The organism is Jiella sonneratiae, from assembly GCF_017353515.1.
In the GTDB taxonomy this organism is placed as follows: domain Bacteria; phylum Pseudomonadota; class Alphaproteobacteria; order Rhizobiales; family Rhizobiaceae; genus Jiella; species Jiella sonneratiae.
Map to the genome: position 1 here is coordinate 219,118 of NZ_JAFMPY010000001.1, position 25,870 is coordinate 244,987.

Sequence of the window (25,870 nt, forward strand, 5' to 3'; positions counted from 1 at the left end):
GCGGTTCAACAAGCGATGTTGCGGCGCGTTCTATCACAAGACGGCCAAAAGGCCAGTGCCGTGCCGCGCGAGGTTTTGGCGCTTTCGCGGCCACCGTCGAGGTGGTCGTTCAGGCGCCGAGGAAGCTTTCCACGTCGATGGAAATGCCGGGCGGATTGAGGTCGAGAACGCCGTCCCGGCCGAGGATTTTCGTGACGATCTCGCCGTCGGAAGAAGCGCGGCGGTGGTGGATCACCCGCCCGTCGCCGCCATAGACGATGAGGTAATGGAGGATCGAGGGTACGGCGAAGTAGTCGATCAGCTTGCGGGTCGTATCGGTTCGGGCGCTCGACGGCGAGACCACCTCGACCACGACGACCGGATTGGACGCGAAGACGTCGTCGGCGTCGTAGGGCCCGCAATGGACGAGGGCATCGGGCTCCCGCACGGTGAACTCGTCCACCCTGACGCCGATGCCGTCGATGAAGGCGCTGCAATCGGAGCCGGCGTCCCGCAGCGCCGTCTTCAACGCAGCCACGACGGCGAACTTCGTCTCCGCATGGCTGATTCGCTCCGACTGCAGCCGCAGCGGCACGCCTTCGACGAGCTCGTAGCGCTCGCCGTCGCCCCACGTCGCGGCCCAGGCGAAGAACGCCTCGGCGGTCATCCTGTCGGTCTGCGCGGCTTCGATGGTCATGTCCTCAGCCTATCACGTGCCGGGCCCCGCGCGGCCTCAGCGGTCGACCTCGCCGAACACGATGTCCAGCGTGCCGAGGATCGCCGAGACGTCGGCCAGCATATGCCCTTTGCAGATGACGTCCATCGCCTGCAGATGGGCAAAGCCCGGCGCGCGGATCTTGCAGCGGTAAGGCTTGTTGGTACCGTCGGAGACGAGATAGACGCCGAATTCGCCCTTCGGGGCCTCCACGGCGGCGTAGACCTCGCCTTCCGGCAGGTGGAAGCCCTCGGTGTAGAGCTTGAAGTGGTGGATCAGCGCTTCCATGGAGCGCTTCATCTGGCCGCGCTTCGGCGGCACCACCTTGCCCTCCGTGGCGGAGACCGGGCCGTCCTTCTCGGTGCTCGAAAGCCGCTCGACGCACTGCTTCATGATGCGCGTCGCTTCCCGCATCTCGACCATGCGGATCAGGTAGCGGTCGTAGCAGTCGCCGTTCTTGCCGATCGGGATGTCGAAGTCCATCTCGTCGTAGCACTCGTAGGGCTGCGACTTCCTGAGATCCCAGGCCGCGCCCGAGCCCCGGACCATGACGCCGGAAAAGCCCATCGCCCAGGCGTCCTCCAGCTGGACGACGCCGATGTCGACGTTGCGCTGCTTGAAGATGCGGTTGTCGGTGAGGAGTTCCTCGAGGTCGTCGCAGACCTTGAGGAACGGATCGCACCAGGCGCCGATGTCGTCGACGAGCTTCTGCGACAGGTCCTGATGGACGCCGCCCGGCCGGAAATAGGCCGCATGCATGCGCGAGCCGGAGGCGCGCTCGTAGAAGACCATCAGCTTCTCGCGCTCCTCGAACCCCCAGAGCGGCGGGGTCAGCGCGCCGACGTCCATCGCCTGGGTGGTGACGTTGAGGATGTGCGACAGGATGCGCCCGATCTCGGAATAAAGCACCCGGATCAGCTGGCCGCGCTTCGGCACGGTGACGCCCGCCAGCCGCTCGATGGCCATGCAGAAGGCATGTTCCTGGTTCATCGGCGCGACGTAGTCGAGCCGGTCGAAATAGGGAATCGCCTGGAGATAGGTCTTGTGCTCGATCAGCTTCTCGGTGCCGCGGTGCAGCAGGCCGATATGCGGGTCGACGCGTTCGACGATCTCGCCGTCGAGCTCCAGCACGAGGCGCAGCACGCCGTGCGCCGCCGGGTGCTGCGGGCCGAAATTGATGTTGAAGTTGCGGACGTCGATCTCAGCCATTCGGCTTGTCCTCTTCGGAGGCGAACTGGGCGAGGAATTCCGCCCCGGTCATCGTCGTCCTGTCGCCGGCCAGCGCGTACCAGTCGGGCTTGGAGTCGATGAAGATTTCCTTGGTGAGCACCGCCTCGGTCAGGTCGTCGAAGGCCATCGCCGAGATCGCGTAATGCGAGGCGTCCTTGGAGCGCCAGAACAGCGTCGAGCCGCAGGTCGTGCAGAAGCCCCGCTCGCCCCAGCCGGAGGACTCGTAGATGCCGAGCGAATCCGTCCCGGCGACGATGACGTTCTCGGACGCCTCCACCGCCATCAGGGGACCGCCGGCCCAGCGCCGGCAGGTGTCGCAATGGCAGACGCCGACGTCCTGGGTTTCGAGATCGGCGTCGATCCTGACGCCGCCGCAGAGGCATTTCGCCTGAAGTCGCTTCAGAGCCATCGCGTCTCTCCGTCTCTACTGGCGTTTCGCCTTCTCGTCGCCGGGCAGCACGTATTCCGTGCCTTCCCAGGGCGAGAGAAAGTCGAAGTTGCGAAATTCCTGGCGCAGTTCGACCGGTTCGTAGACCACCTGCTTCTTCTCTTCGTCGTAATGGACCTCGACGAAGCCGGTCAGCGGGAAGTCCTTGCGCATCGGGTGACCCTCGAAACCGTAGTCGGTCAGGATGCGGCGAAGGTCGGGATGGCCGGTGAAGAGGATGCCGTAGAGGTCGTAGGTCTCCCGCTCGAACCAGTCGGCCGCCGGGAAGACGTCCGAGAGCGACGGCACCGGATCGTCCTCGGCCGTGCGCACCTTGACGCGCACGCGCTGGTTCTGGCGCGGCGAAAGAAGGTGATAGACGACCTCGAAGCGCTTCTCGCGGCCCGGATAGTCGACCCCGCAGACGTCGATGAGATTGACGAACTGGGTCTGCGGATCGTCCCGCAGGATGGTCATCACCCGGACGACGTCCTCGGGCGCGACCACAAGGGTCAGTTCGCCGAAGCGGTGCTCGCTCGAGGCGATCTTTTCGCCGAGCGTTTCGGCCAGGTAGTCGGCCATGTCTCTTGTCGCGAAATCACGCATGAAGTGGCCTTTCCGAGCGGGGTGCTGTCAGCTCCGGTCGCATGCGGGTCCTGTCTCGTTGCTTGCCATGATCGCGGCGACGAAGCTGTCCGCCGCGTCCGCGATCATGCGCCCTGGTGGTCTTCGAATCTGACATTCGATACGACGCCTCGCCCGCGAGGGGTTCGAATGCCGAATTCGATCCACTAGCGCTCGATGGTGCCGGTGCGGCGGATCTTCTTCTGCAGGAGCAGGATGCCGTAGAGCAGCGCCTCGGCCGTCGGCGGACAGCCAGGCACGTAGACGTCGACGGGGACCACCCGGTCGCAGCCGCGAACCACCGCGTAGGAATAATGATAGTAGCCGCCGCCATTGGCGCAGGAGCCCATCGAGATGACGTAGCGCGGCTCCGGCATCTGGTCGTAGACCTTGCGCAGCGCCGGGGCCATCTTGTTGGTCAGCGTGCCGGCGACGATCATCACGTCCGACTGGCGCGGTGAGGCGCGCGGCGCGAAGCCGAAGCGCTCGACGTCGTAGCGCGGCATCGAGACCTGCATCATCTCCACCGCACAGCAGGCGAGACCGAAGGTCATCCACATCAGCGAGCCGGTGCGGGCCCACTGAATCAGCTCGTCGGTGGAGGTGACGAGAAAGCCCTTGTCGGCAAGTTCCTCGTTGATCTCGGTGACGAAGGGATCGTTGCTCCGGGCGATCGGCTGGCCCGGCGCGAGGCCGGCGCCGGTCCCCGCTTCGGGAGCGAGCGCCGCGGACGGCTTGCCGTCGATGATCAATCCCATTCCAATGCGCCTTTCTTCCATTCGTAGATGAAGCCGACCGTCAAGACGCCGAGGAAGACCATCATCGACCAGAAGCCGAACCAGCCCAGCGTCCCGAAGCTCGCGGCCCAGGGAAACAGGAAGGCGACCTCGAGATCGAAGATGATGAACAGGATCGAGACCAGGTAGAAGCGCACGTCGAACTTCATGCGCGAGTCGTCGAAGGCGTCGAAGCCGCATTCGTACGCCGAGAGCTTCTCGTCGTCCGGCGCCTTGAAGGCGAGCAGGAAGGGCGACACGAGAAGCGCCAGGCCGAGAACCAGCGCGACGCCGACGAAGATGACGATCGGCAGATAGGAAGCGAGGAGTGCGCTCATCGGACTCTTTCATCCTCGGTGACGGTCGAAATGGCAGGGAACGTGCCGCCGCCAAAGGGATCGGCCATCGGGCCGGCGCCCCGCCATCCCGCAATGCGGCGAGGGTTATCCCCTTCTTGGAATTGGTGCAAGGAGTTCTCCTTAGCAAGGCCCCACCGACGATCGACCCGACCGCGGCGGACAGCATTTCTGCCTTTCAACGCAATGCGTTAGCGACGCGGCACGGCCCCCGCTTGCAAGCGCGGCGGCATCGCCGCAAGGATGCTGGGCATTGAGAAGCACCGCAATGGCGAGACGGGGAGACCACGGCATGACGGATTCGGACAAGGGCGGCTGGCTGGCGATGGCCAGCGCAAAGCGAACCGGCGAGCGCATTCTCGTCACCGTGCGCGGCGGCGAACAGGGCCCTGCCGAGGTCGATACCGTGCGTTACCAGACCGTGCGCGGCACCAGCGAGCGGCAATGGGTCGCGACCGACATGGGGCCGGACGGGCTCGTCACCTACGACGAGGACGAACTCGTGGCCTGGATGCCATGGCCGGAACCGACGGCGCGATCCGGCATGGTCGATCTGCCGGCTCCGGCCGACGAGGCGGATTTCGAGGAACAGGGCTCCGGCATCTGATCCGACCGGCTCAGGCGGCGTCAGACCGGCGGGGGCAAGCGGTCCGGACTGGCGGTCGCCGGCAGGTGGCGCCGGCGGGCATGCGATCGCCCGATTCGGTGCTATTGTCGTCGAAAGCCTCTGCGGCTTGGCGCATGGGCGCCTCGCCGGGCCGGCAGGCGGCATGGCGTCGCGACGACGGATGGATGGATGCGGATGACCGGAGCCCGTGCAGCCTCGATCCTGGCGCTGGCGCTCGCCCTGACGGCGGTGCCCGCAGCGGCGCAGACGCAGAGCTTCGGCCCGTTCACGATCGACGGCGCCGCACCGCAGGTCATCCGCCTCGACGGCGTCATCGACACGCGCTCGGGACTGGAATTCAACCGGGCGCGGCGGGCGGCGCCCGCCGCGCGCATCCTCGTCGTCAACAGCCCGGGCGGCAACCCGATCATCGCGCTGCAGATCGCCGACGCCGTCAGCGAGAATCGCTTCACCACGGTCATCCCCGAGGAAGCCGTCTGCTTTTCCTCCTGCGCCTATGTGTTTCTCGGCGGCGCCGTCCGCCAGGCACGCGGAAGGCTCGGGGTGCACCAGCTGACCTCGTCGTCGAGCGACGTCGCCGCGGCGCAGCTGGCCCTGTCGGAGGTCGTCGACTTCCTCAGCCGCAACGGCCATGCGCCGGAGATCCTCCGCATCCTGCTGGCGACGCCGGCCGACCAGATGCATATCTTCAGCCGCGACGAATTGCTGCGCCTGAAGATCGAGACCGCCGGCGCGGAAGCTCTCGCCCTGCCGGTGCTCGCCGACCGGAATGCTGGGATCGATACCGGGAACGGTCCCGGGGCGCGGGCCGGCGCGGATGCCGGAGGCGCGCCCCCACCGGTCGACCGCTCTCCCGCCGTCGAGACTTCGGTCGCCAAAGCGGCGATCAGGCTTCCGCCGCCGCAGATGACGCTGTCGCCGGGACTGCCGCGCTTTGCGGCGACGGGTTCCAAGCCGTCGGTGCTCGAGGGCCGGAACGCCGGGCCGGACGCCGATGGCGGGTCCGAGGCCGGGACCGGCGCGGATGCCCGGCAGGCGCCGTCGTCGAGGCTCGGCATTCCGCTCGCCGGGACTGCGGTCGGCAAGGCGGCGATCAGGCTTCCGCCGCCTGTGATGAAACTGCCGCAGGAGCCGCCGAACTTTGCGGCGAAGAGCTTACCGGAAGAAGAGGTCGCAGCGCAGCGCGACGGGACGCAGCAGAGCGGTTCGGTGGCTCGCCTGCCCCCCGCGACGTCGTTGCTCACGAAGCCGATGGGAGTCGGGCGGGCGTCGGCGGCAAGTGGCAACCCCTCTTTCGGCCTGCCGGCGCCGGCCATGACGCTGCAGGGCGACGGCCCGCGCTTTTGACGGATCGGAAGGACACGACGGCGAGCCGGAGCATGCCAAACGGGGACGGCCGGCGGAAGACGATCGCACCACGGCGAATGCCGTCAACGGGCCCGGGAGGCCGGAAGAGCGGCGTCGGCGATATGACGATGGGCAGAAGACGATAGGCAGAAAATGGCGCGAGTGACGGGGCTCGAACCCGCGACCTCCGGCGTGACAGGCCGGCACTCTAACCGACTGAGCTACACCCGCGCTTGGCCGCCGAAGCGGCTTGTGAGGCGGTCGTTTACGGAGAAGCTCGGGCTCTGTCAAGCGACAGTCGCGCCGCTTCGTCGAAGCCGCCGCGGCGGCGACACGAAAGCGCCGAAAACCCCTCGGCTCGCCGGCTTTTCCGCCACGTGAGGGCGTCTCTTGGCAGGACGGAACCGGCCGAAGCCGGCGAATCGCGGCTCGGGCGCGTCGTCTTCATGGGGCCGCCGTCCATTGCCGGCGCATCGTCTCGTCGAAGTCCGCGGCGGCGCCGAGGCGCCGGTTGACCGGAGAGGAGCGTTCGGACACGCGGCGGGATCCGGTTTTCCGCAGACCTCGTCTATGACGGGCCGCCGATCGGGGATATCTGTCACGCCGGTGCAGCGGGCGATCACCGTTTGATGCGGTGGCTTCCGTCGGCTCCGGCGCGCGTCGTCCGCGGCGGTCGCTTCGACGGCCACGGCGCCGGGCCGCACCGGCAGAGAACCGCAACCTCGCTTCAGGAGAAGGCAAGCGCGTGACGCCTCCCCGGTCCAATCCCCTTCTTTCGGCCGTCGCGGCCCCGCCGATCCCGCATGTCGCGCGTTGGGCGGCGGGCTATGGCGGCCGCCACGGGCCGCTGATCAACTGCAGCCAGGCGGTGCCCCAACATGCGCCGCCGGCCGAACTCGCCGCCCGCCTCGCCGCCGCGGCGGCGAGCCCGGAGGCCGCCCGCTACGGCGAGATCCTCGGCGACGCGGCGCTGCGCGCGGCCTATGCGGCGCATGTTTCGGCGATCTACGGCGCCCGGATCGAGGCCGGCCAGATCGCCGTGACCGCCGGCTGCAATCAGGCCTTCTTCGCCGCGATGATCGCGGTCGCCGGCGCCGGCGACGCGGTCATCCTGCCGACGCCCTGGTACTTCAACCACCAGATGACCCTCGACATGCTCGGCATCGAGAAGCGGGCGCTGCCGACCGCCGCCGCCGACGGCTTCCTGCCCGATCCGGCGGCCTTCGAGGCGATGATCGACGATCGCACCAAGGCCCTCGTCCTCGTCAGTCCGAACAACCCGACCGGTGCGGTCTATCCGCCGGAGCTTCTCGCCGCGCTGTTCAGGATCGCGGTGCGCCGGGGCCTCTACGTCGTCCTCGACGAAACCTATCGGGACTATCTGCCGCCCGAGGCGGGGCCGCCGCACGGTCTTTACGGCGAAGCACGGGCCGAGACCAATCTGATCGGGCTCTATTCCTTCTCCAAGGCCTATGCGATCCCCGGCCACCGGACGGGGGCGATGATCCTCGGCGGTGCGATCGCGGCGGAGATCGAGAAGGTCCTCGACTGCATGCAGATCTGCGCGCCCCGGCCGCCGCAGGCCGCGCTCGCCTGGGCGATCGACGCGCTGGCGGAATTCCGTGCCGCCAACGCCGCGACCATCGCCGGACGGGCCCGGCTGTTCGAGGAGGCGATCGCCGCGGTGCCCGGCTGGCGCCTCGACCAGATCGGCGCCTATTTCGCCTATGTGCGGCATCCCTGGCCCGGCCGGAGCGCCGAGAGCGTCGCCGCCGATCTGGCGCGCGAGGCCGGCATCCTGACGCTGCCCGGCTCGTTCTTCGGGCCGGGCCAGGACGAGCATCTGCGGATCGCCTTCGCCAATGTCGGCGAAGACGGCATCCGGGCGACGATGCGGCGGCTGGCAGGCTTTCGGACGGCGGAGCCAGCGGCAGGCCCTTCGCACGGACGACGAGACGGGGAAGGTTCTCACCCATGACCGAGGAAAAGCTCGCCGCGCTGCGGCAACGCTTCGGCGGCGACAACGAGCGCCGCATCTACGACGCGGGTTTCGCGGCCGTCGCAGGCCATCTGTTCGATCCGAAAGGCACCCGCGTCGCGCCCTATGCCGGCCTGCCGACATTGCTGGACGTGCCGTACCGGCCGATCGACTGGACGGCGCCCGACTTCGGCGATCTGAAAATCGCGATGCTCGGCGTTCCGATGGACCTCGGCGTCACCAACCGCAACGGCTCGCGCTTCGGCCCGCGGGCGCTCAGGAGCATGGAGCGAGTCGGGCCCTACAACCACGTGCTCAAGACCATGCCGACGCACGAGGTCGCCGTCGCCGACATCGGCGACGTGCCGTTCCGCTCGCGCTTCGATCTTTCCACCTCGCACCAGGACATCGAAAGGACGGCCGCGGCGATCCGGGCGGCCGGCGTGCTGCCGCTCTTCGTCGGCGGCGATCATTCGATCTCGCTGCCGATCCTCAGGGCGCTCGGCGCCGGCGAACCGCTGGGGATGATCCACATCGACGCGCATTGCGACACGTCGGGCCCCTTCGACGGCTGCAAGTTCCATCACGGTGGCCCGTTCCGCCAGGCGGTGCTCGACGGCGTCCTCGACCCGGAGCGCACCATCCAGATCGGCATTCGCGGTTCGTCGGAATATCTCTGGGAATTCTCCTACGAGAGCGGCATGACGGTCATCCACGCCGAGGAGGTGGCGGAACTCGGCATCGCCGCCATCGTCGCGCGGGCACGGTCCGTCGTCGGCGCGCGCCCCTTCTACCTCTCCTTCGACATCGACAGCCTCGACCCCGCCTTCGCCCCCGGCACCGGGACGCCGGAGATCGGCGGACTTTCGACCCGCGAGGCCCAGGCGATCCTGCGCGGGCTCGCCGGCCTCGCGATGGCAGGCGGCGACGTCGTCGAGGTCGCCCCGCAATACGATGCGACCACCAACACCGCCCATGCCGGCGCACAGATGCTGTTCGAGCTGCTCAGCCTCGCCCGGCTGTCGCCGGCGCTCGCCGGTCGCTGAGCGCGGCGGGGGTGGGGTCGGGCCCGCCTTCGAAACAGGCAACCCGACCGCGAAGGCAAAGCTTCGCGATCGGGCTCCGTCACGCCTGGAGGTCGGCGGCAGGACATCGTGAAAAAGGGCTCGCCGGCAGCCGCCGGCGGCGGGACGGGCCCTGCCCGCCCCGACGAAGCCCTGCGGCTACTGCAGGAACTTGGTCGGATCGACCGGCGAGGAGTTCTTGCGGACCTCGAAGTGCAGGACGGGAACGTCGGTCTCGCCGGTCATGCCGGACTGGGCGATGACCTCGCCGCGCCTGACGTCGTCGCCCTTCTTGACGCTCAGCGACTCGGCGTTGCCGTAGACGGTGATGAGGCCGTTGTCGTGCTTGATGAGCACGGTGTTGCCGAACTCCTTCAGGCCGTTGCCGGCATAGATCACGACGCCGTTCTCGGCGGCCTTCACCGGCGTGCCGCGCGGCACGGAGATGTTGATGCCGTCGTTGCGGCGGCCGTCGACCTTCTCGCCGAAGCGGTTGATCACCCGGCCCTGCACCGGCCAGCGGAACTGGTCGATGCCGGAGGAGCTCGGCGCCGAGGCGGACGCGTCGCGCTCGACCGCGGTCTGGACCGAGCCGGTCTGCGTCTTGTCGACGGCGGGCGCCGGCTGGGCGATCCGGCCGCCGCGGTCCGTCGCGTCGGTCTTCGTCTCGACGTGCTTTTCGGCGACCTTCACGCCGGCATCGTGCGAGGCGGCGCCCGGCGTCTCGGTCCGGGCGGCCGGCGCGGCGTGGCTCGCCTCGGTGGTCTCGGTACGCGCAGGCACCTTGCCGCCGGCGGGGATGACCAGCGTCTGGCCGAGGCGCACGACGTCGGAATCGAGATTGTTGGCACGGCGGATCGCGTCGACCGAGACGCCCGACCGGCGGGCGATGCCGCTCAGCGTATCGCCGGACGCGACGGTGACCGCGCCGGCGCTTGGCTTGTCCGGCCGTGCCGCGACGCTCTGCCGGGCTTCGTTCATCGGCCGCGGCTGCGGGGTCGCGAGATGGTTCGCCTGATCCTGGAGGCTCGTCGGCGGCGCGCCGCGGGTCGCCGGCACGTCGGCGCGGCTCGCGACTTCGCGCGGCGCCGGATAGGAGGTGGTCGCCTGGGCCTGACGGACGGGCTGCGGGGTCTCGGCGCGGTAGACGGAGCGCTGCTCTGCGGGCGTCGCCTGGCTGCGATAGCTCGGCTCCGGCGGCGGCGGCAGCTGCCCGCGCTGCATCGACTGGCCGGAGCTCGGATAGGCGCTCGCCTGGGTGTTGGAGAGGTAGCCGCCGCCGGAGGCCGGCGCGATGGCGCCGGTCGCCATGCCGTCCACCTGGCCGGGATAGGGCTGGGCCGCCGGCACCCCCTGGGCGGGCACCACCTGCGGCACCGAGCCGGTATAGAAGCCGTCGTCGAAACGGACGACGTCACCGCTGCAGCCAGCGAGAAGGCCGGCCACGGAGACAACGGCCACGGAACCGAACATGCGTCGGCGCGAACGACTCAACACGGGTAAGCGCATCACAGTCCCTTTAGGAGGCAATCCATCGATCAAGGACCATTGAAGCGCGTTAATCTTACTCCCCGGTTAAACCCGTTGGCTAAAACGTGAATTTTGCGGGGCGCCGGCGCCACGATCCGCCCGGGTCCGGCGCTCTAAAGAACGTCCGCCTTGCCGAAGGCGATCGCCTGATAGCGCACCGGCCAGAGATCCTCGCGCTCGAAGCGCGAACCGACCTTGCGCAGGCGGACCAGCATCTGCTCGCCGTCGCCCGGGCCGATGGCGCAGATCATCGTCGCCTGGGGCGAGAGTTGGTCGAGGAACTGTTTGGGAGGCGCCGGAAAGGCGGAGTGAACGACGATCCGGTGATAGGGGCTGCCGCTCGGAAAGCCGTCGCGCCCATCCTCGAAGATCGGCGTGACATTGCTGATGCCGATCTCCCGGAAGCGCTGCGAGGCGGCCTTGAGCAGCCGGCGATAGCGCTCGAAGGTCGTGACGTGGCCGACGATGCTTGCGAGAAGCGCCGTCACGTAGCCGCTGCCCGTTCCGATCTCGAGCACCCGCTGCTCGGTCTCCGGCTCGAGCGCGGCGACGAGGCGGACCGCGGCGAGCGCCCCCGGCATCGTCTCGCCGCATGGGATCGGCGCGGTGCGGTCCTCGTAGGGCTCGTCGATCGCGGTCGGCAGGAACAGGCGCCGCGGCACCGCCTCCACCGCCTTGAGAATCGTCGGAGTCACCTGCGGCTCGCCCCGCAGCCGGACGAGGAACTCGGCGAGCCTCTCGCGATCGCCCAGCGGCGCCGTCATCGCAGCGCTTCTGCCAGCGTGTCGCGCAGCGCCTCGGCCGTCAGGTCGAGCTGCAGCGGCGTCACCGAGATCATGCCCGCATCGAGCGCGGCGATGTCCGATTCGGCAACGTCCGGCCCGGCCTGGCGGCCGAACTTCAGCCAGAAATACGGAAAGCCCCGCCCGTCCCGGCGCTCGTCGATGCCGAGCGCGTAGTCGAGCTTGCCCTGGCGCGTGACGGCGACCCCGGCGACTTCCTCGGGCGCGACGGCCGGGAAGTTGACGTTGAGGAGATGGCCGGCGGGAAGGTCGAAGGCGGCCAGCCGCTCGATGATCGCCGGCGCATGGCTCTCGGCCGTGGCCCAGAGCGCCTCGCGGTCGGTGCCCGGACGGAACGCCTGGCTGAGCGCGATCGAGCGGATGCCGAGCATCATGCCTTCCATCGCGCCGGCGACGGTGCCCGAATAGCTGATGTCCTCGCAGATGTTCTGGCCGGCATTGATGCCGGAAAGGACGAGATCGGGCAGCCCGTCCATCACCTTGCGCACGGCCATGATGACGCAGTCGGTCGGCGTGCCGCGCACGGCGAAGCGCCTGTCGGAGCGTTTGCGCAGCCTGAGCGGCGAGGACAGCGTCAGCGAATGCGACAGGCCGCTCTGGTCGGTTTCCGGCGCCACCGTCCAGACGTCGTCGGAGAGCGCCTGCGCGACGCGTTCCAGGACGGCGAGGCCTTCGGCGTCGATGCCGTCGTCATTGGTGATAAGGATGCGCATGGATCAGGCCGCCGCGATCGTCTCGACGCCGCCCATATAGGGCCGCAGCGCCTCCGGGACGGTGATCGAGCCGTCGGCGTTCTGGTAGTTCTCCATGACCGCGATCAGCGCGCGGCCGACCGCGACGCCAGAGCCGTTCAGCGTGTGGACGAAGCGCTGCGCCTTCTCGCCGGCGACCCTGTAGCGGGCATTCATGCGCCGCGCCTGGAAGTCGCCGCAGACCGAGCAGCTGGAGATCTCGCGATAAGTGCCCTGCCCCGGCAGCCAGACCTCGATGTCGTAGGTCTTGCGGGCGCCGAAGCCCATGTCGCCGGTGCAGAGCGTCATCACCCGGTAGGCGAGGCCGAGGCGCTTCAGCACCTCCTCGGCCGCCGCCGTCATCCGCTCGTGTTCCTGGATCGAGGTCTCCTCGTCGGTGATCGAGACGAGCTCCACCTTGTAGAACTGGTGCTGGCGCAGCATGCCGCGCTGGTCGCGCCCGGCCGCCCCCGCCTCCGAGCGGAAGCACGGCGTCAGCGCGGTGACGCGGATCGGCAGTTCCGCCGCGTCGAGGGTGCGCTCGCGCACGAGGTTGGTCAGCGACACTTCCGCCGTCGGGATCAGCCAGCGGCCCTCGGTGGTATGGAACAGGTCCTCGGCGAATTTCGGCAGCTGGCCGGTGCCGAACAGCGCCTCGTCGCGCACGAGCAGCGGCACCGCCGTCTCGACATAGCCGTGCTCGCCGGTGTGGAGATCGAGCATGAACTGGCCGAGCGCCCGCTCGAGCCGCGCGAGCTGGCCCTTGAGGATTGTGAAGCGCGAGCCGGAGATCTTCGCCGCCTGCTCGAATTCCATCATGCCGAGCGCTTCGCCGAGGTCGAAATGCTCCCTGGCGTCGAAGTCGAAGCGCGGTGGCTCGCCGAAACGGCGGACCTCGACGTTGCCGGCCTCGTCGCTGCCGACCGGCACGTCGTCGAGCGGCAGGTTGGGGATGCGCGCGAGTACGTCCTCGAGTTCGGCGTCGATGCGCCGCTCGGTCTCCTCGCCGTCCTGGATCTCGGCCTTGAGCTTGCCGACTTCCTCGATCAGCGCGTCGGCGCGCGCCCCGTCGCCGGAGCCCTTCGCCTTGCCGATTTCCTTGGAGGCATCGTTGCGGCGGCTCTGGAGGTCCTGCAGGACCTTCAGGTGATCGCGGCGACGCTCGTCGAGCTTGATGAGATCGATCGCCGCGGCTGCGGCTCCGCGCTTCTGGAGCGCTTCGTCCAGCTTGCCAGGGTTGTCCCTGATCCACTTGATATCAAGCATCTTTCCCTCGTCGTCGGCGGCGAGGGAGATCGCCCGGCAGGCCGGTTCAGGCCTGCGACTGCGCCTCGCGCTCGGCGGTGTCGACCGCCCGTCTCTTCTCGATCATCCGCGCCGCCAGGATGGACACCTCGTAGAGAATGATCGTCGGCAGGGCAAGGCCGATCTGGGACATCGGATCCGGCGGCGTCAGCACCGCCGCCGCCACGAATGCCAGCACGATCGCGTATTTGCGCTTCGAGGCGAGGCCCTTGGCCGTCGTCATGCCGGCCCGGACCATCAGCGTCGCGACCACCGGCAGCTGGAAGACCAGACCGAAGGCGAAGATCAGCGTCATGATCAGCGACAGGTATTCCGACACCTTCGGCAGGAGCTGGATCGTCGCCTCGCCGCCGCCCCCCGACTGCTGCATCGAGAGGAAGAACCACATCACCATGGGGGTGAAGAAGAAATAGACGAGCGCCGCTCCCGCGATAAACAACAGCGGCGTCGCGACGAGGTAGGGCAGGAAGGCGCCGCGTTCGTTGCGATAGAGCCCCGGCGCCACGAATTTGTAGACCTGCTGGGCGATCAGCGGAAAGGCGAGGAAGAAGCCGCCGAAGGCCGCGATCTTCACCTGGGTGAAGAAGAATTCCTGCGGCGCCGTGTAGATCAGCTCGACCTGCTTGCCGGTCATACCGGCCCAGTCGGTGGCCGTCTGATAGGGAATGACCAGGAAGTTGAAGATCGGCTTGGCGAAATAGAAGCAGATCAGGAAGGCCACGAGGAAGCCGGCGATCGACCAGATCAGCCTGCGCCTCAGTTCGATCAGATGCTCGATCAGCGGCGCCGAAGACGCTTCGATCTCGGTGTCGTCGCGGGTGCTCACGCCACGTCCCTCGCCTTTTCGGGCGTCTTTTCGGCGCCGTCGGCTTCCGCCTCGGACCGCTGGCGTGCGCCGGCCTCCGAGACCGGCCCGTCCGTCCTGCCGCCGTCATGGGAGGCTTCCGCAGCCGCTGCGCCCTCGTCCACGGCGCCCGTCTTGGCGGGCTCGCCTTCGGGGACAGGCTTGTCGGCCGGGCTCGGCACCCGCGGCTCGGGCGCGGCAGTGGCGGAGTTCAGCGAGGAGCGGATTTCGTCGCCGATGGCCTTCATCGGGCTCATGGCGTCGCGGATCGACCGGCGCGGATCAAGCGAGCGGACGTCGTCGATGCCCTTGCGGACATCGTCGAGCTCGGCCTCCTTCAGCGCCTCGTCGAACTGGCGGCGAAAATCGCCGGCCATCGACCGCAGCTGGCGGGTGACGCGGCCGAAGGTCCGCAACATGCCGGGCAGGTCCTTGGGGCCAACGACGACCACGAGGACCACCGCGATCACCAGGAGTTCGGACCAGCCGAGATCGAACAGCACAACTCAACTGCCTGAAACGTCGGCGCGACGGGCGCGGCACGACTTCGAGTAACGATGCGCCTGCGCCTTTGGCGCAGGCGAAACCCCGGCGAGCCGTTTCAGCTCGCGGTCTTCTCGGCGTTGACGTCGCGCGACACCACGTCGCCTTCGCGCTGGTCGAGCGAGCGGCGCTCGGCCGCCTTCGTCTCGGCCTCGTCGTCCGACATGCCCTTCTTGAAGCTCTTGATGCCCTTGGCGACGTCACCCATGAGCTCGGGGATCTTGCCGCGGCCGAACAGGAGCAGCACCACGGCCAGAACGATGAGCCAGTGCCAAATGCTGAAGCTACCCATACCCTTGTCTCCCTCGAGCGCGTTGACCGCTGTTCATTCTAGCTAGCGATCCTCGGCCGCCTTTTCAAACACGATAACGTCCCTTGGATCAATGGAAACGACGACGTCGCGCCGATTTTCCGGGACGAGGCCCGCCCGCATGCGCGAGCGCAGCGGCTGGTCCAGCCCCTCGACCGCGACCGTGAAGAGATCGACGCCGCCGAGAAACCGCCGCGCGACGATGCGCCCGCTGACGCCCTGGCGGCTTTCTTCGAGCCTCAGCCCGCCCAGCCGCAATGCGACCGTGACGCGGGTACCGTCCGATGATGGCGAATCCGCGACCGGGCCGAGCGGCGTCGTCACGCGGCCGCCGCGAACCACGCCCTCGAGGACGTTGAGCTCGGAGAAGAACCCGGCGGCGAAGAGATCGACCGGCCTGCCGTAGAGCTCGGCGGCGGTTCCGGCCTGCACCAGGCTGCCGTCGCGGATCAGGGCGATTCGATCGCCGAGCCGCATCGCCTCCTCGGCATCGTGGGTGACGACGATCGCCGTCGCGCGGGCCTCGCGCAGGATCTGCAGCGTGTCGGTGCGCACGACGTCCTTGAGGCGGCTGTCGAGGCCGGAGAACGGCTCGTCCATCAGGAGCACCGACGGGCGCGGCGTCAGCGCACGGGCAAGCGCGATGCGTTGCTGTTCGCCGCCGGACAGCATGTGCGGATAGGCCCCCGCCGCATCGGCGAGCCCGACCCGCTCGAGCGCGGCTGCCGCCTCGCGCTTCGCCGCGGCGCTGTCCATCGCCCGCAGGCCGAAGCGGATGTTGTCGAGGACGGTCATGTGCGGAAACAGCGCGAAATCCTGGAACATCAGGCCGACGCCCCGCTTCTCCGGCGCGACGAAGCGCTGTGGCCCCGCAACCTCCCGGTCGCCGAGGAGGACCCGGCCGAAGCTCGGCCGCTCGATCCCGGCGGCGATCTTCAGGAGCGTCGACTTGCCGGAGCCCGACGGCCCCAAGAGGCAGAGAACCTCGCCGGGCTCGGCGGACAGGCTGATGCCCTTGAGGATCTCGGTCGTCCCGACCCGGTAGCCGACGTCCTCGAAGGCGAGCCGCGCGGCGAAGCTGACCCCGGCGCTCCTGCGTTGTTTCGGGGCGTCGTCGGGAACCGGCTCGGATAGGGTGTCTGCGCGCACGTGAACGATCGCCCGATGGCTTCTCAGGCCGCCGGACCGGCGGCGGCGTTGCCGCGGCACGGCGGCGAAAGGTCGCGGCGGGCGCGACGGCCCGCTCCGCCTCGAAATCGGACCACTAGAGCCTCGGCCGGCGCATGACAACCGGCAATGCGGTCAGCCCAGCCGCTCCATCAGCCGGGCGAATTCGGCGCGCAGCGCCGCCTCGTCCATCGTCTCGGACCGCCGGGCAATCACCGCCTCGCAGGCCGCGGCGCGGCGTTCGGCGTCGCCGGCCAGAGGCTGGGCGGCGCTGGCGACCCGGCGCATCTCGTCCATCTCGCCGTTGCAGTGAAGCACGACGTCGCAGCCCGCGGTGAGCGCCGCCGCCGACAGATCGTAGAGATCCCCCGACAGCGCCTTCATCGACATGTCGTCGCTCATCAGCAGGCCGTCGAAGCCGATCTCCTTGCGGATGACCGAGTCGATGACGATCGGCGAGAGCGTCGCCGGATGCCGCGGATCGACATCGGTGTAGAGGATATGGGCGGTCATGGCGGCGGGAAGCGTGGCGAGCGCCCGGAACGGCGCGAAGTCCGATTTCGCCAGTTCGTTGCGGGAGGTCTCGACGCGCGGCAGCTCGAGGTGGCTGTCGGCATTGCCCCGGCCATGACCCGGCACGTGTTTCATGACCGGCAGGACGCCGCCCGCCATCGCCCCGTCGGCGACGGCGCGGCCGAGCACCGCGACGGTCTCGGGGTTGAGCCCGTAGGCCCGGTCGCCGATGACCGAATGGGCGCCAGCCACCGGAACGTCGAGGCACGGCACGCAGTCGGCGTTGATCCCGAAGGCCATGACGTCCGCCGCGAGCAGACGCCCCTGCAGCCAGGCCGCCCGCTCGCCCGCCTCGGGGTCGAGGGCGAAGAGCCTGCCGATCGCCGCCGGCGTCGGATAGGCGGGCGCGAGCGGCGGACGCAGCCGGTTGATGCGGCCCCCCTCCTGGTCGATGAAGATCGGCGTGGTCTCGCGTCCGCCGAGTTCCTTCAGCTCGGCGACGAGATCGGCGAGCTGGTTCTTCGAGCCGACATTGCGGGCAAAGAGGATGAAGCCCCACGGCCGTTCGGCGCCGAAGAAGCGCCGCTCCTCCCCGGAGACGGTGAGACCGGCGGGCGCGGCGATGAAGGCTTTCGCTGTCATGGGATGGCTCGTCTTGCGGATAACGGCCGGACGGGAGGCGGGCGTCCCGCCCGCCGCCGGCTCGCCCGGACTTTCGGATGTGGTCGGCCAACGGCCGGAGACGACACGGGCGGCGAGCGCCGCGCCGGCTGCGGCCGCAAGGCCTAGCGCGACACGAAGCAGCTGCCGCCGGCGGATTTCAGGTCGCTGCACAGCCGGCCCGCCTCGGACTTCGAATCGACCGGGACGCGCACCCGGTAATAGGTGCCCTTGCCGGGGATCTCGGCCGACTGGATGACGACGCTGCGCCCGGCGATGACGCCGGCATAGCGCTGGCCGAGGTTGCGCGACGAGGTTTCGGCGGCTTCGCGGGAAGGCTGCGAGGAGATCTGCACGTAGTAGCCGTCATGGGTCGCGGCGGGCGCGACGGGCTCCGGCGACGCCGGGGCCGGCTGCAGCGACGCGGTCTCGATCGGCTCGGGCTCGGACGCGCCCGGCTGCGGCGTCGCGATGGGAGCGGCGGAAGCCGTCTCGACGGGCCGCGCGTCGCTGCGGGCGAGCGGCGGCCGGATGGTCGGGATCGGCACGTTCGGCGCCGGCGTGCCCGCGGCTGACTCCTCGGTCGCGGCACCGGTATCCGCCGCAGCGCCCTCGCCCGCCATCGCCGCGGCGACGTCGCCCGTCACCGGCGCTGCGCCGGTCGCGTCGTCGGCAACGTCGCCCGTGGGGGCGTTCGAAGCGAGCTCGACGGGCCGCGCCGCGGCCTCGATCAGCGGACCGCGCGGGGCCGTGTCGCCGCTCGCGGCGTCGCTGACGACGAGCGTCCCGTCGGCACGGACCGAGTAGGTCTTCGTGCGCCGCGGGGAGAGAACCGCGATCGGCGACGCGGCACTGTAGGCGTCGGCATCCCGGCTCTCGCCGGCGGCGCTCGCCGTCTCGATCTGCTCGGCCGCCGCGGCCGGGCCGACGCCGAGCTCGACACCGGGAAGATCCGACGGCGGCGGGCTTTCGGTCGGCAGGTCGAGCGGCGTCTCCTCGGCGCTGACGAGTTCCTTCTGCGCCGGGGTGACGACGGCGTCGCCGTTCTCGACGCGGCTGTAGACGATCTTGTTCTGGTTCGGGATCTCGCGGCCGCCGGGATTTTCCGGCTTGACCTTCACCGGGTCGGGATCGGCCCGGACGATCAGCACCGAGCCGTCACCGGTCACCCCGCCACTCGTGCCGAGGAACCAGTAGGCGCCGCCGGCGGCCAGCATCAGGGCGAGCGCCCCCATGCCCGCGCCGACGAAGCCGCTGCGCGCCAGCGGACGGCGCGTCGCCGCCACCGCAGCGCGGCGGACGGAAGGCTGATCGTCGGCCTCGCCGTAGCCTGCGAACGGGTCTTCGTCACGGCCGCCGGCCACCTCGAAGGATTGCGGCCAGTCGACCTCCGGCAACTCGGCATCCGCGGCGGCGGCGGAGACGTGGATCTCCTCGCGCGGCGCTTCCTGCTGGATCGCCGCGAGTTCGCTGGCGATCAGCTCGTCGAAGTCGTCGAAGACGCGCGATTCGGCCGATTCGGCCTGGATGGCCGGCTGGCGCGCCGGCGCGAAGGCCTCGGAACGATGGATCGTCGCCTGCCGGGGGTTGGCGGGCTCGGAAAGGCCGCGAAGCGCCTGTTCGAATTCGAAATCGAAGTCGCCGGCCTTGCCGGAAACGGACGCCTTGGCGGATGCGGCGACGGCCGCGCCCGCAACGGCGGTCTCGGGCTTCGGCGCCGCGGGCTTTGCGGCGGCGGGAGCCGGCTTGGCGGCGTTCGGCTGCTGTGCGGGCGCCTTTGCCTGGGCCGCCGCCCTGGCGGCCGGAGCGGCAGGCTGCGGCACGGGATTGCCCCTGACCAGCGGCTTCTGCGGCGCAGGCGCAGGCGCGTTGGGCTTTGCCGCGGCGGCGGCGGCTGCCGGTGCCTTGGCGACGGCCGCAGGTCCCGCCTTGGCGGCATCGGCTCCGCCGGGCGCCGCCTGCACGGGCTTCGGCTGAGCCGGCCTGGCCTCGCCGGCGTTCTGCTGAACGGGCTTCGGCTGGACGGGCTTCTGCAGGACCTGGTTCTGCTGCGGCGCGACCTCACCGCGGGCGGCGGCGGCCGGCAGCGGCTCGGCCTGACGCGATTCCGGCCGGCGCGACTCGGCTTCGACCGCAGGCGCCGTCACGGCCGCGACGACCGGTTCGGCAGGCGCTTTTTCGATCGGCGCAGGGTCGACGGCGGCTTCGGCGACGACGATCTCGACGGGCTTCGCCTCCGGCGCGGCGACGCTCTCTGCGTCCGGCCCCGGCCGGGCGTCCGATTCGATCCCGAAATCTGCAGCGGCGAGTTCGAGCGCCTCGGAAAGCTCACGGCTGAGCTCGGCGCTCATGTCGACCTCGTCGAGACCGGCGAAATCGTGCTCGGCGACGGGCGCTTCGACCGCGGGGGCGCGCTCTTCGCTGTCGGGGGTCTGATTCTCGGGGGCGTGATCTTGCTGGCCGGAGGCAGCGGTGGAAGCCGCGCCCACGGAAGGATCGACGGCCGCGGCCTGTGCGGCCGGTGCCGGCTCGACCGCTGCTGCGACGTGGCTCTCGGAATGTTCGACGGCAGGGCTCGACGGCGCCCGCATCGGGGCTTCCAGAATGCGTGCGAGTTCCTCGAACGGGTCGTCGAGTTCTTCCTCGAACGCTCGACCGCCCGTACGGGCGGAACCGTTGTGGTTCCCCAGCGACATGGATATCCCCGCTTTTCCCCTCGTGGAGCCCCATCCCCACGGATTCGATGGCTAGGCGAGGAAATTGGCCAAAGCGTGATGACCTATCGCATTTCATCCGGCGCATCGGCGCCGATCAGATCGAGGCCGATGAAAAGCACGGTCGCGACCGCCTCGACGAGTCCTAGCCTCGCAATCGACAGTTCTGGCTCAGCTTGGTTAACAAAGCGTAACTGCGGCAGGTCCTTGCCGCGATTGTACTGGGCGTGGAAGGCGGCGGCGAGGTCATTGAGATAGAAGGCGAGACGGTGCGGTTCCCTTGCGTCCGCCGCCTGGCCGACCAACCGCGGGAACTCCGCCAGCTTGCGGATCAGGCCGATCTCCCCGACGTCGGTCAGCGCCGCGAATGCCTCGGAGCCGAGGCCGGCATAGTCCGGAACGGCGATCTTCGCCTCGCGCGCCTGCCGGAAGATCGCGGCGGTGCGGGCGTGGGCATACTGGACGTAGAAGACCGGATTGTCCTTCGACTGCTCGGTGACCTTCCTGAAGTCGAAGTCGAGCGGCGCGTCGCTCTTGCGATAGAGCATCATGAAGCGGACCGGGTCGCGGCCGACCTCCTCAACCACCTCGGCAAGGGTGACGAAATCGCCGGAGCGCTTCGACATCTTCACCGGCTCGCCGTCCCGGTAGAGCTTCACCAGCTGGCAGAGGACGCATTCGGCCTTCGCCGCGTCGCCGGCGACGGCCCGCGCGACGGCCTCGAGCCGCTTCACGTAGCCGCCGTGGTCGGCCCCGAGGACGTAGATCATCTCGGAGAAGCCGCGCTCGAACTTGTCGCGGAAATAGGCGACGTCGGCGGCGAAATAGGTGTAGGCACCGCTCGACTTCACCAGCGGCCGGTCCTGGTCGTCGCCGACCTCGGTCGAGCGCAGCAGCGTCTGCTCGCGATCCTCCCAGTCCTCCGGCAACTGGCCCTTGGGCGGCGGCAGCGTGCCCTGATAGACGAAGCCCTTCTGCCTGAGATCGGCGATCGCCTCGGCGATCCGGCCGCCGTCGGCCGCGTGCAGCGTGCGTTCGGAGAAGAACACGTCCTGCTCGACGCCGAGCGTCTTCAGGTCGGCGCGGATCATCGCCATCATCGCGTCGATCGTCCGGTCGCGGACGAGCGGCAGCCACTCGGCTTCCGGCATGGCCCGCAGCGTCTCGCCGAACTCCTTGACCAGAGCCTCGCCGACCGGCTTCAGATAGTCGCCGGGATAGAGCCCGGCCGGGATCGCGCCGATGTCCTCGCCGAGGGCTTCGCGATAGCGCAGGAAGGCCGAGCGGGCGAGGACCAGGACCTGCTCGCCGGCATCGTTGATGTAATATTCCTTGGTCACCGCGTCGCCGGCGAAGGCGAGCAGCCGGGCGATCACGTCGCCGACGATGGCGCCGCGCGTATGGCCGACATGCATCGGGCCGGTCGGATTGGCGGAGACGTATTCGACGTTGACCTTGCGGCCCGTCGGGGCGCCGCGGCCGTAGTCCCTGCCCGCCCGCAGCAGGGCGGCGAGATGGCCGGTCCAGAAGGTGGATTTCAGCGACAGATTGATGAAGCCCGGCCCGGCGATGGCGAGGCTCTCGACGTCGGGATCGGCTTGAAGCGTCGCGGCGATCTTCTCGGCGAGATCGCGCGGCTTCATGGCGAGCGGCTTGGCCAGCACCATCGCGGCGTTGGTGGCGAGATCGCCGTGCGCGGCATCGCGCGGCGGCTCGACGGTGAGCCTGGAAATATCGATCTTTTCGCCTTCGGGAACAAGGCGTTGCACCGCGTTCTTCACCCGGTCTTCGAATTCGGCAAAGACGTTCATCGGTGGATCCTCGATCTGTGCTGTCGGAGCGAGGCGCAACCGGCTTGCGGCGCGCTCCGGCGTTGCCGGGCCTGCCGCCGGGGTCGGCGCGGGGTGTCGCTGAATGACGAGCCCGGCGGCTAGCGCAATTGCGGGACGGCGTCAAACAGCCGCCGGTACTCCCCGATCGCATAGGTGTCGGTCATGCCGGAGAGATAGTCGGCGATCCGCCGCGCCAGCCGCTCCTCGCCGAGTTCCTCCGCCGCGCACGACCAGTCCCCCGGCATGAGCTGCGGCCGTTCGCGAAAGCCGTCGAACAGCGCCTCGACCACGCGTTCGGCCTCGCCCATCACCCGCATGACGCTGTCGCAGCGATAGACCCGGGTGAACAGGAACCGCCGCGTCTGCGTCACGGCCTCTTCCATCGCCGCGGAGAAGCGGACGATCTGGCGGCCGGCGTCGCGGACGTCGTCGGCGCTCTGCGGCGCGACGGCCTCCAGCGTTTCGCCGGTCGTGGCGATCACGTCCTCGACCAGCCGGGTGACGTGCCGCCGCATGATCTCGTGGATCGTCCGGCCATCGTCGAGCCCCGGATAGCGGCTGCGGACCTCGGCAAGGATCGAACCGGCGAGGTCGAGTTCGACGATGTCGGAAAGATCGATCAGCCCGGCGCGCAGGCCGTCGTCGAGGTCGTGGGTGTTGTAGGCGATGTCGTCGGAGATCGCCGCGGCCTGGGCCTCGAGGTCGGCGAAACGGTTGAGGCCGAGCGGGACGAGCGCGTCGAAGTCGAGGATCGGCCGCGGCACCGGCGTCGCCTCCGCCGCATGCGGGCCGGTCAGCGGGCCGTTGTGCTTGACGAGGCCCTCCAGCGTCTCGAAGGAAAGGTTCAGCCCGTCGAAGTCGGCGTAGCGGCGTTCGAGCGCCGTGACGATCCGCAGCGACTGGGCATTGTGATCGAAGCCGCCGAAGGCCTTCATCTTGCGGTCGAGGGCCCGCTCGCCGGCATGGCCGAACGGGGTGTGGCCGAAATCGTGGACGAGGGCGACCGCTTCGGTCAGGTCCTCGTCGAGCCGGAAGGCCCGGGCAAGCGCCCGGGCAATCTGCGACACCTCGATCGTATGGGTGAGCCGCGTGCGATAATAGTCGCCCTCATAGGGCACGAAGACCTGGGTCTTGTGCTTCAGCCGGCGGAAGGCGGCGGAGTGGACGATGCGGTCGCGGTCGCGCTGGAAGGGCGTGCGGGTCGGGCTGGAAGGTTCCGCGACGATCCGGCCGCGGCTCGCCGCGGGGTCCTCGGCGAACACCGCCCGGCCGAAAGAGCCGGCGACGGGCCCGAAGGTGGATCTCTCGGTGACGACCACGGATCGACGATTCCCTGTCCCGATTCGGCGATTGACCGGCCACGCCAGCGTCCATAACTAATGGGGCAGACACGAACAAGGAGCGGTGCCGGCGGCAAGGCCGCGCCGTCGATCAGATGAGCGAGACACTCTCCCAGCCGGTCACCCTGTCCGACAAGGCGGCAAAGCGGATTTCCTCGATCCTTCGCAGCGCGGAGGACGGGCAGAGCCTGCGCATTTCCGTCGAAGGCGGTGGCTGCTCGGGCTTTTCCTACAAATACGACCTCACGGACGACCGCGAGGACGACGACCTCGTCATCGAGAAGGACGGCGCCCGCGTGCTGATCGATCAGGTCTCGCTGGTCTATCTGGAAGGCGCGGTGGTCGATTTCGTCGACGACCTGATGGGCCAGTCGTTCCAGATCCGCAATCCGAACGCCGTCGCCTCCTGCGGCTGCGGCACCAGCTTTTCGGTCTGACGCCGCCGCGATGCTGATCTCCACCTTCAACATCAACGGTGTCAAGGCACGGCTCGACGCGCTCCTCGCCTGGCTCGAAGCAGCCTCCCCCGACATCGCCTGCCTGCAGGAGATCAAGAGCCAGGACGAGGCCTTCCCCCGCGGCCCGATCGAGGCACTCGGCTATCACGTCGAGACCCACGGCCAGAAGGGCTTCAACGGCGTCGCGCTGCTTTCCAGGACGCCTCCGGTCGAGGTGCTGCGCGGCCTGCCGGGCGACGATCAGGACGATCATTCCCGCTACATCGAGGGGGTCTGGCAGGTCGGTCCCCGCCGGCTGCGCGTCGCTTCGATCTACCTGCCGAACGGCAATCCGGTCGGCACCGAGAAGTTCAGCTACAAGCTCGCCTGGATGGAGCGTCTCATCCGCCATGCCGAGGCGCTGCTTGCGACGGAGGACGACCTCGTTCTGGCCGGCGACTACAACGTCATCCCGATGCCGCTGGACGCGGCCAATCCGCAGGCCTGGCTCGGCGACGCCCTGTTCCAGCCGGAAAGCCGCGCGGCGCTCCGCCGTCTCGTCAATCTCGGCCTCGCCGACGCCCTTCGCGCGTCGACGGATGCGGCGAAGACCTACACGTTCTGGGACTATCAGGCCGGCGCCTGGCAGAAGAATGCCGGCATCCGGATCGACCATCTGCTGGTCTCGCCGGAGGTGCAGGACCGGCTCGTCTCCGTCGGCATCGACAAGCACGTCCGCGGCTGGGAGAAGCCCTCGGACCACGTGCCGGTGACGATCGAGATCGCCGCCTGAGGATCCGCCGTCATGTCCGTTCCGCCATGCACGTCAGCACGTGGCGCGCGATGACGTGTTCCTCGTCGGTCGGAACGACGAGCACCCTCACCCGGCTTTCCCCGGTGCTGATGACGAGACTCCCCGACCCGGCCGCATTGGCCTCCGGATCGATCTCGACGCCGAGCCAGGCGAGGCGCCTGCAGATCGCCGCCCGGACCTTCGCCGCGTGTTCGCCCACCCCGCCGGTGAAGACGAGGCCGTCGAAGCCTTCGAGGCTGTTGGCCATCGCCGCCGCCTCGCGCGCCGCGCGGAACGCGTAGAGGTCGAGCGCCTCTTCGGCGCGGACGTCGCCGCTTTCAATGAGCTTCCGCACGTCGCCGGAGATGCCGGAGACGCCGAGCAGTCCGGAGCGATGGTAGAGGAGGTCCTCCAGCCCCGCCGCATCCATGCGATGGACGCTGAGAAGGTAGAGCAGCACCCCGGGATCGACGGCTCCAGAGCGCGTGCTCATCACCAGCCCGTCCAGTGCCGAAAATCCCATGGTCGTGTCGACGCTCCGCCCGCCCTTCATGGCACAGAGGCTGGCGCCGCTGCCGAGATGGGCGACGACGGTCCGCCCCGCGACGAGGTCCGGCGCGATCGCGGCGAGACGCCCGGCAATGAACTCGTAGGACAGGCCGTGGAAGCCGTATTTGCGGATACCCTCGTCCTCGAAGTGCCGCGGCAGACCATAGCGGGCGACCGGCGGCGCGAGATGCCGGTGGAACGCCGTGTCGAAGCAGGCGACCTGCACGAGCTCCGGCCGCAGCCTTCGCATCTCGCGGATCGGTTCGAGGCCGCGCGGCTGATGCAGCGGCGCCAGGGGCGTCAGGCGTTCGAGCGCGGAAAGGACGTCCTCGTCGACCACGGCAGGCGCGCCGAACCTGGTTCCGCCATGGACGATGCGGTGGCCGACGGCGACGAGGCGGTGCCCCGCCAGCCGGTCCGCCACCACCTCGAACAGCGCGCCGAACAGCGTTTCCAGGCGCCGCTCGCCGGCACCTCCGGCGTCGATCGCGACAGGCTCCGGCTCGCCGGCGATCGCGAGCGAGGGCGCCTCGCCCGTATCGTCGATCGAGCCGCGCATGACGGCACGCGGCCCGGCGCTCCCGCCGCCCCCGGTTTCGAACAGCGCGAACTTGATGCTCGACGAGCCGGCGTTGATCGTCAGAATGGCTGGCGTCATCGGCGGATCCTCCCTGT

25 protein-coding genes and 1 tRNA gene are annotated in these 25,870 nt (G+C 69.1%); 6 read left to right on the plus strand and 20 right to left on the minus strand.

All coding sequences use genetic code 11. From position 1 onward, the window contains the following. Positions 1–109 precede the first annotated feature (109 nt). The 6 genes from J1C47_RS00930 to J1C47_RS00955 all read right to left on the minus strand — a co-directional run bounded on the left by J1C47_RS00930 (position 110) and on the right by J1C47_RS00955 (position 4,089). Positions 110–676 carry a Uma2 family endonuclease gene (locus tag J1C47_RS00930; RefSeq protein ID WP_207348836.1) on the minus strand — a complete coding sequence of 189 codons (567 nt, stop codon included), beginning with the start codon at positions 674–676 and terminating at the stop codon, positions 110–112. 36 nt (positions 677–712) lie between these two features. After that, entirely contained in the window at positions 713–1,903 is a 1,191-nt protein-coding gene (locus tag J1C47_RS00935; protein WP_207348837.1) for an NADH-quinone oxidoreductase subunit D, read from the minus strand. After that, positions 1,896–2,333, minus strand: coding sequence for a GFA family protein (locus tag J1C47_RS00940; protein WP_207348838.1), 438 nt, complete (start codon positions 2,331–2,333; stop codon positions 1,896–1,898). The genes J1C47_RS00935 and J1C47_RS00940 overlap by 8 nt, the downstream gene beginning before the upstream one ends. 15 nt (positions 2,334–2,348) lie before the next feature. Then, complete coding sequence (locus tag J1C47_RS00945) at positions 2,349–2,933, minus strand: NADH-quinone oxidoreductase subunit C (RefSeq protein WP_425354527.1); 585 nt, start codon at positions 2,931–2,933, stop codon at positions 2,349–2,351. Positions 2,934–3,142: 209 nt separating this feature from the next. Next, a complete protein-coding gene (locus J1C47_RS00950; protein WP_210382200.1) occupies positions 3,143–3,733 on the minus strand; it encodes a NuoB/complex I 20 kDa subunit family protein in 591 nt (196 codons plus the stop codon). Continuing rightward, positions 3,724–4,089 carry an NADH-quinone oxidoreductase subunit A gene (locus tag J1C47_RS00955; protein ID WP_207348840.1) on the minus strand — a complete coding sequence of 122 codons (366 nt, stop codon included), beginning with the start codon at positions 4,087–4,089 and terminating at the stop codon, positions 3,724–3,726. Before J1C47_RS00955 ends, J1C47_RS00950 begins: the two co-directional genes overlap by 10 nt. 310 nt (positions 4,090–4,399) lie before the next feature. On the opposite strand from J1C47_RS00955, the gene J1C47_RS00960 reads away from it, so the two are divergent. Together J1C47_RS00960 and J1C47_RS00965 are read left to right on the plus strand one after the other, a co-directional pair. Beyond that, positions 4,400–4,714 (plus strand): hypothetical protein, encoded by a 315-nt coding sequence (locus tag J1C47_RS00960; RefSeq protein WP_207348841.1) that lies wholly within the window; start codon positions 4,400–4,402, stop codon positions 4,712–4,714. A gap of 195 nt (positions 4,715–4,909) precedes the next feature. Further along, entirely contained in the window at positions 4,910–6,082 is a 1,173-nt protein-coding gene (locus J1C47_RS00965; RefSeq protein WP_207348842.1) for a COG3904 family protein, read from the plus strand. Between the two features lie 154 nt (positions 6,083–6,236). On the opposite strand, the gene J1C47_RS00970 is transcribed toward J1C47_RS00965, so the two are convergent. Further along, positions 6,237–6,313 (minus strand) — tRNA-Asp (locus tag J1C47_RS00970). A 514-nt stretch (positions 6,314–6,827) separates the two neighbouring features. Between J1C47_RS00970 and J1C47_RS00975 the strand changes: the two genes are divergently transcribed. Together J1C47_RS00975 and J1C47_RS00980 are read left to right on the plus strand one after the other, a co-directional pair. Then, entirely contained in the window at positions 6,828–8,060 is a 1,233-nt protein-coding gene (locus tag J1C47_RS00975) for an aminotransferase (RefSeq protein WP_207348843.1), read from the plus strand. Further along, the gene (locus tag J1C47_RS00980; RefSeq protein WP_207348844.1) at positions 8,057–9,106 is read left to right on the plus strand and encodes an agmatinase; all 1,050 of its coding nucleotides are present in this window, start codon (positions 8,057–8,059) and stop codon (positions 9,104–9,106) included. The genes J1C47_RS00975 and J1C47_RS00980 overlap by 4 nt, the downstream gene beginning before the upstream one ends. Before the next feature lie 177 nt (positions 9,107–9,283). On the opposite strand, the gene J1C47_RS24075 is transcribed toward J1C47_RS00980, so the two are convergent. The 12 genes from J1C47_RS24075 to J1C47_RS01040 form a co-directional block, all read right to left on the minus strand. Beyond that, on the minus strand, positions 9,284–10,570 hold the full coding sequence (locus J1C47_RS24075; protein WP_207348845.1) for a peptidoglycan DD-metalloendopeptidase family protein: 1,287 nt from the start codon (positions 10,568–10,570) through the stop codon (positions 9,284–9,286). A gap of 197 nt (positions 10,571–10,767) precedes the next feature. After that, the gene (locus J1C47_RS00990) at positions 10,768–11,418 is read right to left on the minus strand and encodes a protein-L-isoaspartate(D-aspartate) O-methyltransferase (RefSeq protein ID WP_207348846.1); all 651 of its coding nucleotides are present in this window, start codon (positions 11,416–11,418) and stop codon (positions 10,768–10,770) included. Further along, complete coding sequence (surE, locus tag J1C47_RS00995; protein WP_207348847.1) at positions 11,415–12,170, minus strand: 5'/3'-nucleotidase SurE; 756 nt, start codon at positions 12,168–12,170, stop codon at positions 11,415–11,417. Before surE ends, J1C47_RS00990 begins: the two co-directional genes overlap by 4 nt. A 3-nt stretch (positions 12,171–12,173) precedes the next feature. Then, complete coding sequence (gene serS, locus J1C47_RS01000; protein WP_207348848.1) at positions 12,174–13,454, minus strand: serine--tRNA ligase; 1,281 nt, start codon at positions 13,452–13,454, stop codon at positions 12,174–12,176. Between the two features lie 46 nt (positions 13,455–13,500). After that, positions 13,501–14,319 (minus strand): twin-arginine translocase subunit TatC, encoded by an 819-nt coding sequence (tatC, locus tag J1C47_RS01005; RefSeq protein WP_207348849.1) that lies wholly within the window; start codon positions 14,317–14,319, stop codon positions 13,501–13,503. Then, positions 14,316–14,840: a Sec-independent protein translocase protein TatB gene (gene tatB, locus J1C47_RS01010; RefSeq protein ID WP_342591905.1), complete on the minus strand. Its 525-nt coding sequence runs from the start codon at positions 14,838–14,840 to the stop codon at positions 14,316–14,318. The genes tatC and tatB overlap by 4 nt, the downstream gene beginning before the upstream one ends. 98 nt (positions 14,841–14,938) lie before the next feature. Further along, complete coding sequence (locus tag J1C47_RS01015) at positions 14,939–15,172, minus strand: twin-arginine translocase TatA/TatE family subunit (protein WP_207348850.1); 234 nt, start codon at positions 15,170–15,172, stop codon at positions 14,939–14,941. Between the two features lie 42 nt (positions 15,173–15,214). Continuing rightward, complete coding sequence (locus tag J1C47_RS01020; protein ID WP_207348851.1) at positions 15,215–16,339, minus strand: ATP-binding cassette domain-containing protein; 1,125 nt, start codon at positions 16,337–16,339, stop codon at positions 15,215–15,217. Positions 16,340–16,492: 153 nt separating this feature from the next. Continuing rightward, positions 16,493–17,512, minus strand: a complete 1,020-nt coding sequence (gene nagZ, locus J1C47_RS01025) for a beta-N-acetylhexosaminidase (RefSeq protein WP_207348852.1) — start codon at positions 17,510–17,512, stop codon at positions 16,493–16,495. 143 nt (positions 17,513–17,655) lie between these two features. Beyond that, a complete protein-coding gene (locus J1C47_RS01030; protein ID WP_207348853.1) occupies positions 17,656–20,226 on the minus strand; it encodes an SPOR domain-containing protein in 2,571 nt (856 codons plus the stop codon). Between the two features lie 83 nt (positions 20,227–20,309). After that, on the minus strand, positions 20,310–22,055 hold the full coding sequence (gene argS / locus J1C47_RS01035; RefSeq protein ID WP_207348854.1) for an arginine--tRNA ligase: 1,746 nt from the start codon (positions 22,053–22,055) through the stop codon (positions 20,310–20,312). Positions 22,056–22,174: 119 nt separating this feature from the next. Then, positions 22,175–23,395 (minus strand): deoxyguanosinetriphosphate triphosphohydrolase, encoded by a 1,221-nt coding sequence (locus J1C47_RS01040; protein WP_207348855.1) that lies wholly within the window; start codon positions 23,393–23,395, stop codon positions 22,175–22,177. Positions 23,396–23,511: 116 nt separating this feature from the next. Here J1C47_RS01040 and erpA point away from each other — a divergent pair, with 116 nt between their 5' ends. After that, complete coding sequence (erpA, locus tag J1C47_RS01045; protein ID WP_207348856.1) at positions 23,512–23,853, plus strand: iron-sulfur cluster insertion protein ErpA; 342 nt, start codon at positions 23,512–23,514, stop codon at positions 23,851–23,853. Positions 23,854–23,863: 10 nt separating this feature from the next. Then, positions 23,864–24,646, plus strand: a complete 783-nt coding sequence (gene xth / locus J1C47_RS01050; RefSeq protein ID WP_207348857.1) for an exodeoxyribonuclease III — start codon at positions 23,864–23,866, stop codon at positions 24,644–24,646. Between the two features lie 10 nt (positions 24,647–24,656). Here the strand turns inward: xth and J1C47_RS01055 are convergent, their stop codons facing one another. Continuing rightward, entirely contained in the window at positions 24,657–25,853 is a 1,197-nt protein-coding gene (locus J1C47_RS01055; protein WP_207348858.1) for an acetate/propionate family kinase, read from the minus strand. Between the last annotated feature and the right edge of the window lie 17 nt (positions 25,854–25,870).

Excerpts from the sequence above, each read along its gene's own strand:
- erpA (WP_207348856.1), top strand. The coding sequence starts at position 23,512 with ATGAGCGAGACACTCTCCCAGCCGGTCACCCTGTCCGACAAGGCGGCA.
- J1C47_RS00980 (WP_207348844.1), top strand. The coding sequence starts at position 8,057 with ATGACCGAGGAAAAGCTCGCCGCGCTGCGGCAACGCTTCGGCGGCGAC.
- J1C47_RS01015 (WP_207348850.1), bottom strand. The coding sequence starts at position 15,172 with ATGGGTAGCTTCAGCATTTGGCACTGGCTCATCGTTCTGGCCGTGGTG.
- J1C47_RS00960 (WP_207348841.1), top strand. The coding sequence starts at position 4,400 with ATGACGGATTCGGACAAGGGCGGCTGGCTGGCGATGGCCAGCGCAAAG.
- J1C47_RS00955 (WP_207348840.1), bottom strand. The coding sequence starts at position 4,089 with ATGAGCGCACTCCTCGCTTCCTATCTGCCGATCGTCATCTTCGTCGGC.
- J1C47_RS00935 (WP_207348837.1), bottom strand. The coding sequence starts at position 1,903 with ATGGCTGAGATCGACGTCCGCAACTTCAACATCAATTTCGGCCCGCAG.
- J1C47_RS00940 (WP_207348838.1), bottom strand. The coding sequence starts at position 2,333 with ATGGCTCTGAAGCGACTTCAGGCGAAATGCCTCTGCGGCGGCGTCAGG.
- serS (WP_207348848.1), bottom strand. The coding sequence starts at position 13,454 with ATGCTTGATATCAAGTGGATCAGGGACAACCCTGGCAAGCTGGACGAA.
- surE (WP_207348847.1), bottom strand. The coding sequence starts at position 12,170 with ATGCGCATCCTTATCACCAATGACGACGGCATCGACGCCGAAGGCCTC.
- nagZ (WP_207348852.1), bottom strand. The coding sequence starts at position 17,512 with ATGACAGCGAAAGCCTTCATCGCCGCGCCCGCCGGTCTCACCGTCTCC.
- J1C47_RS00965 (WP_207348842.1), top strand. The coding sequence starts at position 4,910 with ATGACCGGAGCCCGTGCAGCCTCGATCCTGGCGCTGGCGCTCGCCCTG.
- J1C47_RS01055 (WP_207348858.1), bottom strand. The coding sequence starts at position 25,853 with ATGACGCCAGCCATTCTGACGATCAACGCCGGCTCGTCGAGCATCAAG.
- xth (WP_207348857.1), top strand. The coding sequence starts at position 23,864 with ATGCTGATCTCCACCTTCAACATCAACGGTGTCAAGGCACGGCTCGAC.
- J1C47_RS00930 (WP_207348836.1), bottom strand. The coding sequence starts at position 676 with ATGACCATCGAAGCCGCGCAGACCGACAGGATGACCGCCGAGGCGTTC.
- J1C47_RS00990 (WP_207348846.1), bottom strand. The coding sequence starts at position 11,418 with ATGACGGCGCCGCTGGGCGATCGCGAGAGGCTCGCCGAGTTCCTCGTC.
- argS (WP_207348854.1), bottom strand. The coding sequence starts at position 22,055 with ATGAACGTCTTTGCCGAATTCGAAGACCGGGTGAAGAACGCGGTGCAA.
- J1C47_RS01030 (WP_207348853.1), bottom strand. The coding sequence starts at position 20,226 with ATGTCGCTGGGGAACCACAACGGTTCCGCCCGTACGGGCGGTCGAGCG.
- J1C47_RS00945 (WP_425354527.1), bottom strand. The coding sequence starts at position 2,933 with ATGGCCGACTACCTGGCCGAAACGCTCGGCGAAAAGATCGCCTCGAGC.
- J1C47_RS00950 (WP_210382200.1), bottom strand. The coding sequence starts at position 3,733 with ATGGGATTGATCATCGACGGCAAGCCGTCCGCGGCGCTCGCTCCCGAA.